Origin of the sequence: Aminobacter sp. MET-1 (genome assembly GCF_026521175.1) — a bacterium.
GTDB lineage: Bacteria > Pseudomonadota > Alphaproteobacteria > Rhizobiales > Rhizobiaceae > Aminobacter.
In genome coordinates this window covers 90099-105458 of the sequence record NZ_JAMSHL010000014.1, presented here as the reverse complement: position 1 = coordinate 105458, position 15360 = coordinate 90099, and the positions used below count along the sequence as shown (strand labels likewise).

General features: G+C 61.9%; 16 protein-coding genes and 1 pseudogene. 13 read left to right on the top strand and 4 right to left on the bottom strand.

Annotated features, from left to right (window positions below; all coding sequences use genetic code 11):
* Positions 1–39 precede the first annotated feature (39 nt).
* From NDO48_RS19375 to NDO48_RS19365, 3 genes and pseudogenes are all read right to left on the bottom strand, one after another.
* A pseudogene (locus NDO48_RS19375) lies at positions 40–132 on the bottom strand (helix-turn-helix domain-containing protein); the annotation flags it as partial.
* Positions 133–273: 141 nt separating this feature from the next.
* Positions 274–885, bottom strand: a complete 612-nt coding sequence (locus NDO48_RS19370) for a hypothetical protein (protein ID WP_267322145.1) — start codon at positions 883–885, stop codon at positions 274–276.
* A 379-nt stretch (positions 886–1264) separates the two neighbouring features.
* The gene (locus NDO48_RS19365) at positions 1265–2413 is read right to left on the bottom strand and encodes an RHE_PE00001 family protein (protein ID WP_267322144.1); all 1149 of its coding nucleotides are present in this window, start codon (positions 2411–2413) and stop codon (positions 1265–1267) included.
* A 405-nt stretch (positions 2414–2818) separates the two neighbouring features.
* Here NDO48_RS19365 and NDO48_RS19360 point away from each other — a divergent pair, with 405 nt between their 5' ends.
* From NDO48_RS19360 to NDO48_RS19325, 8 genes are all read left to right on the top strand, one after another.
* Positions 2819–3766 carry a recombinase family protein gene (locus tag NDO48_RS19360; protein ID WP_267322143.1) on the top strand — a complete coding sequence of 316 codons (948 nt, stop codon included), beginning with the start codon at positions 2819–2821 and terminating at the stop codon, positions 3764–3766.
* 352 nt (positions 3767–4118) lie between these two features.
* Entirely contained in the window at positions 4119–4307 is a 189-nt protein-coding gene (locus tag NDO48_RS19355) for a hypothetical protein (protein WP_267322142.1), read from the top strand.
* Positions 4308–4474: 167 nt separating this feature from the next.
* The gene (locus NDO48_RS19350; protein ID WP_267322141.1) at positions 4475–4654 is read left to right on the top strand and encodes a hypothetical protein; all 180 of its coding nucleotides are present in this window, start codon (positions 4475–4477) and stop codon (positions 4652–4654) included.
* Complete coding sequence (locus NDO48_RS19345; RefSeq protein ID WP_267322140.1) at positions 4651–4965, top strand: hypothetical protein; 315 nt, start codon at positions 4651–4653, stop codon at positions 4963–4965. The genes NDO48_RS19350 and NDO48_RS19345 overlap by 4 nt, the downstream gene beginning before the upstream one ends.
* Positions 4962–5363: a DUF3085 domain-containing protein gene (locus NDO48_RS19340; protein WP_267322139.1), complete on the top strand. Its 402-nt coding sequence runs from the start codon at positions 4962–4964 to the stop codon at positions 5361–5363. Before NDO48_RS19345 ends, NDO48_RS19340 begins: the two co-directional genes overlap by 4 nt.
* Positions 5360–5632, top strand: coding sequence for a hypothetical protein (locus NDO48_RS19335; RefSeq protein ID WP_267322138.1), 273 nt, complete (start codon positions 5360–5362; stop codon positions 5630–5632). Before NDO48_RS19340 ends, NDO48_RS19335 begins: the two co-directional genes overlap by 4 nt.
* A 798-nt stretch (positions 5633–6430) precedes the next feature.
* Positions 6431–6760, top strand: a complete 330-nt coding sequence (locus NDO48_RS19330; protein WP_267322137.1) for a DUF736 domain-containing protein — start codon at positions 6431–6433, stop codon at positions 6758–6760.
* A gap of 66 nt (positions 6761–6826) precedes the next feature.
* Positions 6827–7141 (top strand): hypothetical protein, encoded by a 315-nt coding sequence (locus tag NDO48_RS19325; protein WP_267322136.1) that lies wholly within the window; start codon positions 6827–6829, stop codon positions 7139–7141.
* On the opposite strand, the gene NDO48_RS19320 is transcribed toward NDO48_RS19325, so the two are convergent.
* On the bottom strand, positions 7135–7371 hold the full coding sequence (locus NDO48_RS19320) for a hypothetical protein (RefSeq protein WP_267322135.1): 237 nt from the start codon (positions 7369–7371) through the stop codon (positions 7135–7137). The genes NDO48_RS19325 and NDO48_RS19320 overlap by 7 nt on opposite strands.
* A 751-nt stretch (positions 7372–8122) precedes the next feature.
* Between NDO48_RS19320 and NDO48_RS19315 the strand changes: the two genes are divergently transcribed.
* From NDO48_RS19315 to NDO48_RS19295, 5 genes are all read left to right on the top strand, one after another.
* On the top strand, positions 8123–8452 hold the full coding sequence (locus tag NDO48_RS19315; RefSeq protein ID WP_267322134.1) for a DUF736 domain-containing protein: 330 nt from the start codon (positions 8123–8125) through the stop codon (positions 8450–8452).
* 632 nt (positions 8453–9084) lie between these two features.
* Complete coding sequence (locus NDO48_RS19310; RefSeq protein ID WP_267322133.1) at positions 9085–10494, top strand: tyrosine-type recombinase/integrase; 1410 nt, start codon at positions 9085–9087, stop codon at positions 10492–10494.
* Entirely contained in the window at positions 10491–12293 is a 1803-nt protein-coding gene (locus NDO48_RS19305; RefSeq protein WP_267322132.1) for a hypothetical protein, read from the top strand. Before NDO48_RS19310 ends, NDO48_RS19305 begins: the two co-directional genes overlap by 4 nt.
* A complete protein-coding gene (locus NDO48_RS19300) occupies positions 12290–14443 on the top strand; it encodes an integrase (protein ID WP_267322131.1) in 2154 nt (717 codons plus the stop codon). The genes NDO48_RS19305 and NDO48_RS19300 overlap by 4 nt, the downstream gene beginning before the upstream one ends.
* A gap of 251 nt (positions 14444–14694) precedes the next feature.
* Entirely contained in the window at positions 14695–14868 is a 174-nt protein-coding gene (locus NDO48_RS19295; protein ID WP_267322130.1) for a hypothetical protein, read from the top strand.
* Positions 14869–15360 lie beyond the last annotated feature (492 nt).

The window sequence follows — 15360 nt, the reverse complement described above, 5'->3', positions numbered from 1 at the left end:
ACGATCTCTTTTCCCAAGGTCGCACCGGCGGGCTTGGGGTCACAGCACACCCCAGGCGCGATACCGTCCCCTGCCCGTCATCTCGCGGACGACCGGTGTATCAACGAGGTTCAGCGCGCCGCGACGCGTCACATATGCACGAGCTCCCCAGCGATCCACATGCTGGCCGCTGAATCGAAAAAATGTCCGCGTTCAATGTAACCCTCTCCGATCGAGCTTCGTCGCACAGTTTCGTCGAGGCGGGCGAGCTGGTCCTCTGACCGCTCACAACGTTCAGGCGTTTTCCTTGATGTATGCCACGGCAATAGCCGTGTAGTCGCCGAATGTCATCTCGGCTCTTACAAGTCCTTGTTGCCCTAAGATCGCGGGCAAGGCTTCTTGGAATAAGGCGAACTCGTCGGCGATCTTCATTCCGCCCGGTACAGTGGTCGACCTCGATTGAGTGCGCAACCAAGTTGCCACTTCACGCACCGCGGTCGAAACGTCGCCATTGTGCGAGTGAATATCTTGGCCGGCGAGGTCCGAAACAAACCTCTGAAATCGATATTGCTCACGGTCAAGGATTAGGGTCTTTTTCTTCTTTTGATCGCCATCGCCAAAGCGTCTGGCACCAAGAAAAAGGCCGAGTTCGAGCGGCATATTGAAACGAGGCAGAGGAGGATTGCCGCTGGTTTCAGTTCGCGAAATATCATGGATGCCGTAGCGGCATTCCTCCACGATTTGCTGAATCTTCGAGAAGCGGTTCTCTCCCGCGTCGTCAGATTCGGTCGCGCACCGCGCACGGAATCCTGACCGAATCACAGTAAAAACTATCGCGTGGAATAGGGGTTCAAATTCGGCGTCGAAGGCACAATTGATGAACACATTGCGCGGATGCGCAGCCATCAAAGATTCTTACTACTCGATAAGCGGCCGTCGCTCCCCTTCACTTCCTTAATCGTGCCTCGTATCTCACTTTGCGTGAAATGCGTCGGCTTGGTGGCAGGCTTCAGGATCACAACCCCGTCACTGGTCCGTCCAACCGAATTGGCGCCCTTCGTAGTGACAAACTGGCCTGATGACGCCGAGCGCCGAGCGGTAGTTGCATGTTTCGCCATGGTCCAGATATGGCGCAAGCAGCGCGCGGGCGCAAGGTCTCGCGGTAACGTCTGACCCAAGAAGTGGGAAGCCTGTCCCGCTGCCAAGACGAAGCGGCTCGCAATAGCACGGTAGTGCCGGTCGCACGCCGGCGTGCCAGACGCTCTTTCCGAGCGCATAGGAGCTATCAGAGGATCCCCCACGCCCGGTAACGCCCCCTGCCCGTGATCTCGCGCAGGCCGAGTTCGGCGACGAGATTAAGCGCCCCACGCGTCGTCACCTTCAGGTCCTTTTCGATCATCGCGCTGGAGACGAGCGGCCGCGCAAGAACGAGGTCGACGAGTTGCGGCAGCTTCGAATGTCCCCGCCGGCCGCGCAGGCGGCGCCCCATCTGTTCCCGGGCGAGCATCAGCCGATCGTGTTCCTTCAGCCCGGCGACGGCCGCTTCAGTGACGCCCTCCAGAAACCCGATCAGTCGCGCCGTCCTGTCGCGGGCGCGCCGCCTTTCGCGCGGAATGGCGCGCAGCCCGGTGTTAAGACAGACGAGGTGAGCGCTCGTTTTTCGGGCCTGCCTGAGCATGGCGCCCACGAGCAAGTGTCCGAGCCAGGGCAGATGCTGCAGCGGTTCTTGTGTTTCCCACGCATCCCATAGCAGGGCGGCGCTGAGCACGGGCGGCTGGCCCGTGGTCCGGTTCAACACGGCCCGCCAGTCCGACAGCCGTTCCTCCTCGTCCCAGTCGGGATCGTAGACGAGCGGACTTTTTTCGCCCGTCGGTACCTGTTGCGGTCGCGACACCGGCGCGGCGGAGAGCCCGTCGAGCACATTCCGCGTGCGATCGAGCAGCGCATCGATGGCGGCAAATTCGGCGCCGAGGCCATCGTTCAGATCGTCGTTGGCCGGCTCATCCGCCTCTTCATCGCCTGCGCCCTCCGCTGCCGTCGCATGAATCTCCGGTGGCAGAGCGTCCGGGGTGCTAGCGCCACGCCCGCGCAATTGTCTTAGGCCGTTCGGGCTCAGCGCCCAGTCCGGCCTGTTGGCAACAATCAACCGCCGTGCCCGCAGCACCGCATGGGCACGGGTGAGCTCGTGAGTCGGCGTGCGGATGTCCATGTGGGTGTCGTGCAGGACCAGATCCTCGACATGGACAAGCTCGCCCTCGAGCCACAGCGCGGCGGCGGCGTCGAAGAAGTGAGCGCGCGCGACAGAACCTTCGCGCACCGGACTTCTGGCCAGCCGCTCATCGAGGCGCGCCAAAGAATCCTCTGCGGAGACGAGCGGTCCCGCGAGCTCGCGCCACGGGATTGCATCGGTACGGTCAAAGTCAAAAACAGTCATCGGGTGTCGTTCCGCCCTTCGTTCTGGCGCTGCCAATTGAAATCCTTAGGCAAAAATCGGCGCACCCGCTTGCGGCCCGTCTACAGCCTCTCTTGATGCAAAGTGGTGACGTCGTAAGCCATTGATATCGCTTTAGCCGATTCGACTTGCTGAAGCTATCTTGCACTTTGCTTCACTCACACCGGCTCTCCTGGGGGGCAACTTTCACTATCGATAATTGGCCCATATCGGGACTGTACAGCACCACGCCCTAGGGCTCTCTGGAGCCTGAAAAACGGTGCTTTTCAAGCTCACCGAGGCCGTAGGGCCGATGCAAAGGGTTGCTAAAGACGTTTACAACCGATCGGTTATCCGTATCTTCTGTATTTGGAAAACCGCCCTCAATACCTCTATCAGGCGCTCCGGATGGCCGCTGACACGCAAAATCGCGCTTCCCGTCGACCACAGGGCCGGCAAATCGGCTATGCGCGCGTCTCCACGGACGAGCAGACGACTGAAGCGCAGGAAATGGAGCTGCGCGCAGCAGGCTGTGACCGGATCGTCCAGGAGCACGGCTCCGGTGCCTCGCGCACCCGCCCTGCCCTTGCGAAGCTGCTCCGCGAGATCGACGCCGGCGACACCCTCATCGTGGTTCGCCTCGACCGCCTGGCGCGTTCGGTCAGTCATCTACTGGAGGTGATCGAGGATCTCGGCGAGAAAGGTGCACATTTCCGATCACTGCGCGATCCGATCGACACGTCGACGCCACAGGGCATGTTCTCTCTGCAGGTGCTCGGTGCCGTCGCCCAGCTCGAGCGGGCGCTGATTTCCGAGCGAACGAAGGCCGGTATCAAAGCCGCCAAGGCGAAAGGCCGGCTTCCCGGCAATCCCGGGATCCGTGAACGGCGACCCGAGACGCTCGCTAAGATGACGGCCGCGCAGAAGGCAGCCTATGGGTCCCGGATTCAGGTTTCGGCAAACCAATGGCTGCCGACGGTGCGCCGCATGCGGCCGGACCATACCTGGGACGACATTGCCCGCGTGCTCAAGCAGCGAGGGCTCAACTGGACTCCGGAGCGCTTGCGCCGGGCGGTCAAATGGCTCGTCGCCGAGCATCTCGCCGACCCTGGGCTGCTCAAGAAGTCCCCTCCCCGTCTGCCGGAAGACCGGCTGATGACGCTGGTGGCTGGCATCCATGCCTCGAACCCGGACCTCACACTCCGCGAGATCGCTGGCCAGCTTGAGCGCTTGCACGAACGAACCCCGCGGGGTGGCTCGAAATGGTCTCCCTCATCGGTCAAGAACCTGCTCGACAGGGCGCGACGCGCGGGCCTCACAGTGATTATCGAGAATAATGCGCCGACGCCAACTTAGCTACGACAAGCTACGCCCCGCTTTCGGCCAGAAACTCGCTAATAGCTGACCTCGCTCGGTCCGCACGAACGATACGGTCAGCTTCAATTCGCCCTGGATCTCTCTCTGCCTTCCCACGGTCGCCCGCACTTCCACGGCACCAAGTTCTGTCCTGACGCAAGCCGCGCGTCACCGGCGATCTCCGAGCAGCTGTCTGCAATCTTTATGCTGCGCACGATACCTTCCGCACTTTTCACCAGCGCAACGGCTTCGCCGTCCTCCACTGCGTTGCGGCCCTTCGGGTGCGCCGGCGCGTGCTCCAGGTCTTCGAGCTACGCAGATTGCAAACAACCGCTCTCAAGGAGTCGCCTAAATGAAAACGCTCGTAACCTACTGCCAGCACACCGGCCGCCGTATCCGCAAGTTCGTCAACCGTCTCATGGCCCGCCTGACCCAGAAGGGCAAACTGAAGCTGACCGTATCGTTCTCCATTCCCTTCTTCGCCAAGGTCGAAGCCAGCTATGAAGCCAGCATCGAAAAGGCAGAAGAACCGGCGGCGTAGCCGCCTTCGCCCCCGCCCTAACGGCGGGGGCTTCCCGCTTCACCGCCGCCACCGCCTGTCAGCCGACACGCGCACGCCATCCAGAGCGAGAGACAACCCGGTCCCTGATGGACCGGGCAAGAGGCAGAGAGAGGCTCCGCCTCACCCGCTCCTGACGGAGCTCTTCGATGAACATCGCCTCGCGCCTCTCGGCACTCGCCTTGGCCGGCCTCACCGCCGCCTGCACGGCGCCGGCCAGCCGGCCAGCCGACATAGACCGTATCGCGGTCTCTCCACCGCCTGGAGCACTTTGCTCCAAGCCCATCATCTCCAATGACGGTCGCGTCATTTGCGGTGAACGCAAATGACCATCATCCACCTCAACGGCAAGTCATTCGTTCCGCTCGCAGGAATCCGAAACGAATGTTTCGGGTATTACCAGGTGCTCGCGCGCTCGCTTCGCCTCTACGACGCCGACGGCGCCGTCATCGGCGCAATCAGCGAACACGGCGTCCTTTACCGCATGGTGCGGTTCGGAAACGGCCGATTCTACTTCTCGTACGATCCGATCCCCGAGATCGGTGAGTTCTCCAGCCCAGCCATGCAGCGCCTCGAATGTCTCGACGCGCTGCGCCGTGCCGTCACCACCGAACCCCCGCTCCGGAGAAACACGATATGACATCGCTCACCTTCAAGCACGCTGAGTTGCAATCGCTGCTCCAGGAGGCCGAGGCGCGTTGGCCGCACGGCATCCGCCGTCGTTACCACGTCTGCGACCCCGCCGGCTTCTGGCTGGTCGGCGACGAAGGCGTCTACCTATTGCACAACGGCGTCGTCGGCGATCAGAAAGCATCCGTCGTCTACGCCGCCGAATGCAATCCGAAAATCATGTGTTTCGACGCCTGGTGGAACGTCAAACACGCCACCTTCGGCGGCGATGACGGCGTCGATTTCATCGAAGCCGATTATATTCGCAACGCCGTTGCCGCCGGCTCGGACCTGATCATCAAAATGTCACCCGACAGTTTCGAGGTCATCTATACGCCGCGCGCAGACAAAGCCGGGCGGCAAACATGACCGACCGGGCCATGTACTGCCGTAAACCCGGCTGTGACCGTTCCTGGCCGCGCGATCCCGCCCTTGAGGTCGCATGCCCTGACTGTCGAGCAAAAATCGGCGCCCCCTGCAAGCGCCCGTCCGGACATCCGCTCTTCGCGCATGGCGTCCACGGCGCCCGCGACCTCGCCGCAGACGCCGCCGGCCAATATGGCGTCTGCCCAAGCGGGCGATGCGGTGCTGCCCGCAAAGCCGCCGAACCGGTGCAATGCGACCTGTTCGGCATCTAGTGGTCGAAATCTGACGCTTGGTGCCGGAGCCGTAGGCCCGCACATGCGGTACCCACTAGGTGCCATTAGCGCTCCACCTGCTGCCGTTGTCAGCGATCGATAGGTCGCGATGCAAGAGGCCGCAACCTGACACATCTGCCCGAGCAATGAAGGCCCGGCCAGCCATCCATCAGCGCACTGACAAGCCGCTGATTCACGTAAAGTCCCAGTTGAGACGAACAAAAGCCCTTCGCTGCTGCCCGGACATGGCCAGTTCGGCTGATTATCCATCAACTCGGCACGCAACTCATGGACCTGACAACTCTGCCGGTGAAGACAGGGAGGACAAAACGCCGCCTTGCAAACCCGGTTCCACGCAACCGATCACGATGGAGCAACTGGCGTCTTCCGGCATATCGTCGCCGCATCTGCGTCACGACCAGGAAGCATCAAGCCGCAGGCTCGATCATCAGCATGCCGGCAGGACCGCCGTACGTCGCCATCAGCCGGGCAGTGCAGACGCCTTGCCGTCTCCTTGGCGACGAAGACGGATTAATTCCCTAACGCCCTTATTCGATCGGCGTCTCGATCCGGATCAACCGAACCGGCCCCTACGGGGCGGAAAAATGGGGGTTTCCCCATAATCGCTACGCGATCACGGCTTCGCTGCGCTCGCCGCCCTACGGGTGAGAGATACCCCTCCCCCATTTTTCCTGCCGGTCCGGTCAAGGCCTCGCTGCGCTACGGCTGACCCCGCTCTCGCTTGCCGATTTTCATGGGCGTCATCGGGAATTACCCCGCTCGCCAAGGAGAACTGAAATGTCTGCAACCATCGCCCAGCTTACCGCCAACAAGAACGGCTTTGCCGGCACCCTCACCACCCTCGCCATCCGCGCACCGATCGCACTGGTCGAGAACAAGAAGAAGAGCGACGACAGCCGCGAACCCGACTTCCGCGTCATCGCGACCCGCAACGGCTTCGAACTCGGCGCAGGCTGGAACCGCGTCTCCCAGAACACCGGCAACGAGTACGTCTCCGTGACGCTGCGCGCCCCCGAGTTCGGCACGATCTACGCCAACATGGCTCCGGCGCCGGGCGACGAAGACGGCAAGTTCGTCCTCATCTGGAACCCCCGCGACGCCAACTGAGGCCTCGCAGGAGCCCCCGCCGCAGTGGCGGGGGCTCTCCCTTCACCCGAACCGCAGGAGACCGACATGAAACGCCTTCTCTCCGCAGCTTCAATCGCCCTCTCGATCAACATCTACATCACCCTGCCGTCCTTCACGCAGGAGCCGGCGCCTCAACAGGACATCGCTGCCATGGATCCCGGCCAGTGCGGTGCAGCCGGCCGCGGCTGCGCCTCCGACCTCGAAAAGGCCTGGATGGCCCACGGCAACGATATCGCCGATCTCTCTTCGGCCGACCTGGCCGTCTACGCCGCCACCTGCGCCGCCCGTCCTGACCTGCAGGACGCCTGCTACCACGATCCTTACCTGATCCTGGATTACGTCGGCGTCGCCTATCACTGACCTCCCAAGGCCAAACGGCCCACCTCGCCCGTGCTTCGGCACGGGCTCTTTTTTTGCTCGCCGTTCGCCTCTCTGGCCTCAACGATGGCCATCATCAATTTTTCCGCCGCCACCTCTCCAGCGCGCTGCGCGCGCCTGGAATATTCCAGCGTGTCCGGCTCCGCTTCCTGCGCAAGCGTCAGCAGGGCTTCGGCCTGCAGCATGGTCAATCGCAGTTTCACTTGAATCATTGCATCAACTCCTGTCCTCCTCTCCACAAGGCCAAGATTCTTCTGCTTTGTGCGGCCAACCAGCGCATATTTCGTTGCTGTGGCCGCTCGCCCGAAGCCCCCCCGCCCATGCTGGCACTATCTCTTTGGTCGCGTCAGCAGTTACCCACCGGCAATCCTGATCACACTGCTCTCCGCCCTCCCCTGCCCCGGATGGCCCGGCCAGATCGGGCAAACCGCGCCGGTTGCCCGGAACGCAGCATCATGGCGGCGACACCCCCGCCAGCGACAACAGGCAAACACGCCGCCATGCCATCCGGTTCGATACGCCGGACCACGATGGAGCAGCTGATCGCCGCCGGCACAGTCGACCTTGCGTCTGCGTCTCGACCAGGCGGCACTGGACGAGATACTCGATCGTCAGCATGACGGCATGGCCGCCGAATGTCGCCATCAGCTGGGCAGTGCAGACTCCATGCCGCCTCCTTGGCGACGAAGACGAAATAATTCCCTACGCCCTTTAATTCGTACCGGCGTCTCGACCGGGATCAACCGCCCCGCGCCCTTCGGGCCAGAAAAAGGCGGCATCCCCATAATCGCTACGCGATCACGGCTTCGCTGCGCTCGCCGCCCTACGGGTGGGCGATACCCCTCCCCCTTTTTCTTCTCGGGGCAGTCAAGGCCTCGCTACGCTTCGGCTGATCGCGGTCTCACCTGCCGGCAACTCATAGGGCGTCAACGGGAATTATCCCGATCGCCAAGGAGAACTGAAATGTCTGCAACCATCGCCCAGCTCACCTCCAACAAGAACGGCTACGCCGGCACCCTCACCACCCTCGCCATCCGCACCCCAATCGCTCTGGTCGAGAACAAGAAGAAGAGCGACGACGGCCGCGAGCCGGACTTTCGCGTCATCGCGACCCGCAACGGCTTCGAACTCGGCGCTGGCTGGAAGCGCGTCTCCCAGAACACCGGCAACGAGTATGTCTCCGTGACGCTGCGCGCCCCCGAGTTCGGCACGATCTACGCCAACATGGCTCCGGCGCCGGGCGACGAGGAAGGCAAGTACGTCCTGATCTGGAACCCACGCGACGGCAATTGAAGCCGCCACCGTCCAAGACCCTCCGCCTCCGGGCGGGGGGTCTTCTCGTGCTTCGCCCCGCATCCTCATTGCCCTCCGGCATCGCCCACAAAGCTCGGACAGGAGGACCAGGAGCGAGCATTTTCACCAGCTGAACGGTCTCCAATCCGACCTGCCGGTCGAATACGGCAAGCGCGCTGGTCGCGCGCTTATTTCTCTCTCTCAATGACGGCCCATTCTATCGCACCTCCTCGCGCGTCAAGGATGAGCGGTCCCCCCAATTTGCCGGCCTATGGCCGCGTCCCTACGGGCCGTTCGCAAATCGGTTCCCCCACTCCCCGCCTCTGGCGGCCGCTTCGCGGTCCCTGACCCGCTCGTCGATTACCGATGAGCCTCCTTCGTCATTGAAACGAAGGAGATGATGATGACCATTGAACAGCACATCGAAGAACTGCGCGCCTTATCTTGACAGTCTGCACCGACACCCGCGACCTTGCCTACGTCGATGCACATGCTGAGGGAGGCGCTTTCCAGGCCGGCCGCAGCGCTCCCACATAGCTGGCGGAGGCCGGCCTGGAGAGTGCCGGGCAGCTTTAGCATCTCCCGTTGACACAGGCTCCCGGGTGGGGGTCCGGGGGAGGGGTGGATAACCTGTGGATACTGTCGTTGCGCCTTCGAGCATTACGATTGAGGAGCGGCGGTCTGCTGACGGCCTCGATGCTTATGTGCCGAGATTCCTACGAGGCGGTGCGCTCTACGATCCTGATGTCGATCGCTTTTTCCTCGATCTGCCCCTTAATGGCGTCCGCTCACGTCATTCTCTCCGTGCCTACGGCTACGACATCACCGTTTGGTTGCGGTTCCTTGCCGATGCCCGCGACAAGACGGTCTGGGAGGCTAATCGGAAAGACGTCGAGGATTTCCATCGCATCCGTAGAAGAGGCGAACCCGGAAGCCGGATCTCGGCGGCATCATGGAATCGGTCCGTCGCGGCAATAGACAAGCTTTATGAGTGGGGAGTGCACGAGGGGCTTCTGTCTTCCAGCCCATTTTCGCATCGGGAGGTCTGGCGCCGCAATCGGACGCGGGGCCAAGGTCGGATTGTTGCTCGCAACGATGCTTTCGAACGACGGGTAAAGCGATCGGATATTCGTTTCGTCACGCTTGAGGATTTCCGAAGATTTCGGGATACAGGGCTGCGTGGCCTTGCTCCGGATGGAGTCGAGCGACCCGGAGCTCGTGACAGGAATGGACTTCGCAACGCGCTGTTTGCGGAGATGCTGGTGGTAACCGGCTTGAGGCTCGAGGAAGCATCGTTTCTCCTGGCGTTCGAAGTCGGCGCCCTGCCGGCGTTCGGTTCCGCGATCCGGCAGACATGGTTCAATCTGCCCGCAGGCCTTACCAAAGGCGAGCGTGGCCGGGCGATTCTTTTTCCTGACGGGTTACTTCAGCGGCTCCGGACCTACATTCGTGTGGAACGCGCGCATGCCGCGTCGAAGTTCAAAGCACGTCAAGGTTGGCAGTCGATAGAGCACCCGATCTTTGTCCGCCGACCAGTCTCAGGCCCGGCCAGCCTTGTGCTTGTCGACGGTCGAGCCGTTCCTCTGGAGGTCTTCTCGCCGGATGAACGGCAGCGTCTCATCGTCTGTGATCTGGACAATGCACCCGCCGAGCCGGCAGTGCTGTGGCTAACCGAGGTCGGTCAGCCGGTGCGCCCAAACTCCTGGGAGGTGGCGTTCGCTCGTGCCTGCCGTCGCTGCCGGGCGAACGGATTTCCGATCGACATCAGCCCACATCAGCTTCGTCACACTTTTGCCGTCCATATGCTCGCGATGCTCATCCAGCGCCAGCTCGAAGGCGCAGCTTCGGCAATCTCCGCCGGACCCGCAGAAGGTTACCGCAGGCTGCTCGGTGATCCTCTTCAGCAGGTGCAGCGGCTTCTCGGGCATGCGAGCCTGGAGACCACCTCCCTGTATCTCGATCATATCGCCACGCGCGCCGACACCGTCGATACCGCCGTCGCCGAACTGCTCGCGCTGCTGCCAAGCGGGAGCAGGCTATGAGCCTCCGCCCCCGCAAAGGCCAACCTGTCGCGTTCGGTCGCGAACTCGCTGTTCAACCACAGGAGCCGATAAAGGCGATATCGGGTCTGCGATTCAACATTCAGACGCAGGACGGCGGTGAGGTTCTGGTTGACTATGCTCGCCTGACGCCGCGTTGGCTCGCACTTGCGTTCGCCCGTGCACTGAGGCGGCTGGCCGGTCTTGGCGGGCGTCTGTCCGTCAGATCGACTGTGGCGGCTTACGCCCGCACCCTGTCGCTATTTCTCACCTACATGGCAGAGACCGGCGACGTGCCTGATGCCCCGGGACTCCTTCAAGCGCGCCACATTGATGGCTTCGAAGCCTGGCTGGCGGCAAACGGCAAGTCGCCAATCCACCTGATGACCATCCTGACGAAGGTCATCGTGGCTTTGCGAGAGATTGCCGCTGAAGGAACGACCACCTTTTCCGACACGCTGCACGACCGGTTGGCCTATACGACGTTGCGGTCGATACCGTCGTCGCATCCCCGGGATGCATACAGCCCATACATTGCGCGCCAGCTTCGCGATGCGGCTCGTGCGGATATTGGGCGGATCTTCCGGAGATTTCGCAAGCCCAGGCCGGTTGCCGCAGACTCTGATCTAAAGATCCTGGAAGACAGCGCGCATGCGCACATCGATGCGAGAGGCGTTCTCTTTCATACCGATCGCAAATATAAAGCTCTTCTGCATGCCCGAAGGGTGCGAGGTCTCTCGTCGGGGAACTTTTGTCACCAGCTTCACGAATGGCACTATCTGACCTCGCACCATGTAATACCACTTTTGGTGTTCCTGGCGCTCGAGACCGGTCTGGAGATCGAGTGCTGCAAGACCTTGACCGTCGAATGTCTCCAGAACCCTGCAAACGGTACGGTCGAGATCGCCTATGTCAAACGCCGGGCGCACGGCGCCGAGCACAAGACGCTTCGCGTGCGCGATGGCAGCTCGCGCACGCCGGGTGGACTAATCCGGTGGGTCATCGCCATGACGGCCGCCGCTCGCAAGCACCGGCCAAGCGATCGTCTTTGGCTGCACTACGGATTCGGTGGGCTAAAGTCCGGGCTAAAAGATACGCAGTATCTCGTCGACGCGTGGACAAAAGAGCACAATATTCTCGATGATGGTGGACATCCGCTCCATCTGGAGCTTTCGCGCCTCCGCAAAACGCACAAGGCACTCTGGTATCTGAAGACCGAAGGGCACATGACGCGTTTTGCCGTTGGCCATACGCGGGAAGTGGCTGCGCGGCATTACGCTGATATCCCTGCACTCAGACCGCTTCACGAGACTACGATCGCCGACGCTTTTAACGAGGCGGTCACATCGGCCCTGTCGCCGATCATCCTGACGCCGGAGAATGAGGATGCCTGGCGCAATGACCCGGTCGCCGCTTCAGCCGTCGCTCCCGCGGGAAGCGATCCAATCGCCCTCCTCGACGGCGAACAAGATATCTGGCTTGCGAGCTGTGGCGGCTTCTTTTCCAGTCCCTATGGCGAACGCGGTTCACCCTGCTCGTTGCCGTTCTGGGGCTGTCTCGAATGCCCGAACGCGGTGATCACCGCTCGCAAGCTTCCCGCAATCCTGTCCTTCCTTGATTTCCTCGAGGAGCAGCGCCTATCGCTTTCCTCCAACCATTGGGCGACCAAGTTCGCAGCCGCGCATACCCGCATCACCAGACATATTCTTCCTGCTTTCAGCGCGGCGACCGTCGACGAGGCACGTCGCCTGCTCGCTCACGAACCGGTTTCGGTCTACTTGCCGCCGGAGGTATCACTGTGAAGGCCGCGCTTTCCTCCTACGCCGCCATCGCGGTTGCCGACGATCGCCCGGTTCTGGCAACAGCGCCGCTGCATGCTGGTTTCGACAGATCCTCCCTGTCGCGTTACAGCGATGCTTACTGGGATTTGGGTCCGGCGGTTTTTCGTGAGAATGCGCGCCGCTCCGACACCAGGGTAGACGTCGATGCCGTTGGCGACCCTGCCATCGCGGCAGCCATTCGCGACTACCTTTATGTGCGCCTGAACACGGATTTACCCGGATACAAGATGCGAGCGTCACCGGTGAGCGTTCGTCGCCTCTTTCGTTTCGCGCTGACCTTCTTCAATTTCGTCAAGGCCGAGTGCAGGGTCTGTGATCTGCACCATGTCGATCAGGCGTTGCTTGACCGATTTGCCAAGTTTCTCCGCGCCGGCCGGAGGCCGGTCATCGTCTCCCAGTGGCTGGGGATCGTTTTCGACCTCTATGCCTTTCGTAACCATTTATCCGTGGCGAAGCTGTCCTTCGAGCCGTGGCGCGGTCGTAAGCCGGCCGACATTGCGGGTTATCGTTTCTCCGTCGAAGAGAACCGGACGCCCCGCATTCCCGAGGACATCATCCGGCCACTGCTTGCATGGTCGCTCAAATACGTCACGGTATTTGCGCATGATATTCTCGCGGCGCGCAACGAACTGCGGACGCTCGAAGATGGTCATAGGCTGTTTGTTGCCGAGGACGCGCTGGCGCCTCGCAATGCACGGCGGGCCCGCCGCCAGGCGCGTCTGAATGCCTATCTCGACGAACGCCGACGGCAAGGCCGCGGCATTCCGGTATGGCCGGTCAGGATCGGTGGGCCGGCATCATCTGTAGAGCCAGAGCCACCTTGGAACTGGCATCTGATCTATCTGCATATAGGCGCCGACGCCAATCTCCAACGACCCGCCGTGGGCCAACCCAACAATAACATGCGACGGACCGTTCAGGCTGCTGGCCGGGAACTGGGAACCGAGGTCGGCGGAATGGATACGCAGATTTCAGTCGATCCAGACACCGGCGGTCCATGGCGCTCCCGGTTCGACGTGAAAGCGCTCGCGGCGGAGGAGCGGATGTTGCAAGCCGCCTGCTACATCGTCTGCGCCTATCTCACCGGCATGCGCGATAGCGAGGTCCAGGCCATGCGACCCGGCTGTCTGTCCGTCACCAGGAGCGAGGACGGCCTGATCGACAGGCACCGGGTGAAGTCAGTCGCCTACAAGGGAAAGCAAACGCGTGGTGAGGAGGCCGAGTGGACTACGATCGCACCCGTCGCGGTCGCCATCTCGGTGCTCGAACAGCTTATCATCCGATCCGTCGAGCGGCGTGGTACGCAGACGCTCTGGCCAGTTCTCTACGTCGCACGGGCCCGTAAGCAAGCTCTCGCGACCGATATTGTATCTCGCCTGAACCAGTTCCGCGACCATCTCAATGAACGTTTCGGAACCGCAGGCGAACCTGTCATTCCGACCGGCCCCAATGGGTATCCGTGGCAACTGACGACGCGTCAGTTTCGCAGGACGATTGCCTGGCATATCGCCAATCGACCCTTCGGGACGATCGCCGGCATGATCCAGTACAAGCACGTTTCCGTCGCGACCTTCGAAGGCTATGCGGGTTCGAGCCGCTCGGGCTTCACCGCCGAGGTCGAGACAGAGCGTCGCCTCGGGCAGATGGATGACATACTGAGCTATTTCGATGAGCGTCAGCTCGGAGCGGGTCTTGCCGGCCCCGCCGCAACACGGATTGGCAGATCACTGGATAGCATCGCCGCTGAGCTTCAACCTTTTCCAGGCATGATCGCCGACCGCGCTCGCCTTCGTGTCCTGTTGGCGGATACGGCCCGCACACTTCACATCGGCGTGCTGGCCGACTGCTTCTTTGACCCTGCCACCGCCGTCTGCCTCCGCCACGTCTCATCAGGCGATAAGACTGCTCCTATGATCTCGTTGTGCGAACCGACGCGATGCCCGAACGCCTGTATCACAGCACGTCATCGTCCCGCATGGGCGGGCGCTGCGGAGAACGCCAAGGCGATCCTCAAGGAGAAGAAGCTGACGGAACTGCAGCGGCTTGCCGTCGGCGGGGACCTGCGACGGATCGAGAAGATCTTATCCTATAGCAAAGTCGTGAGCGGCTGACCCCAAAGGAATACGGTCGCGACCCCTGGTCGGGGTCGCGGGGTCTCTTCTTTCTGCCGTCCCATTCTACGGCTGCTCAGCCCGCGTCAAGGACGAGTGTGGGCCCCCGATTTTCTCTCCGCTCCGGTTCCCTGCGCTCCGACAAAACCGGCACCCCACTCGCCGGCGCTGCCGGTCGCGTTCCGCGATCCCTGACACGCGCTTCGTGCGCACGTGGCTCCGTTGACGTCATAAAAAAGGAGACGATCGACATGACCACTATGGACGAGATCATCGAATTACGCGCCGAGCTTCGGAACTGCTATTTCACGAAGAAAGAGCGTGCTGCGGCCAAAGCCCAACTGGCGGCTCTGATTGCAAAGGCGCAGGCCGAGGATGAGCACTTCGCGCGCTATATCGACATCTTTCTCGCGGACCTCGCGTGAGAAAGAAAGAGGAAGGGCGCAATCCCCCCTTCCTCAAATGAGCGCTTGACTGTCAGGATAACGCGCCGAGCTGCGGAACGCCGTGTATCCCGACGAGCGTCGCTGGATCGAGGTTGAACTCGAAAAGGCGATTATCGAGCGTGACGCGCTACTTGCTGATCTGTTCGCGGAGGACACCGAGATTCCCATCTAGGGAATCTCTTTCTTCTCATCGGCCGAATGATCCGACCGACCTGTCGATCGACAAACGCCGGCACCAGCTGCTCGGTCAGTATATTCGACCTGCCGGTCGAAACGGCAAAGCGCGCTGGTCGCGCGCTTTCTTCTCTCTCTCAATGACGGCCCATTCTATCGCACCTCCTCGCGCGTCAAGGATGAGCGGTCCCCCCAATTTGCCGGCCTATGGCCGCGTCCCTACGGGCCGTTCGCAAATAGGTTCCCCCACTCCCCGCCTCTGGCGGCCGCTTCGCGGTCCCTGACCCGCTCGTCGAT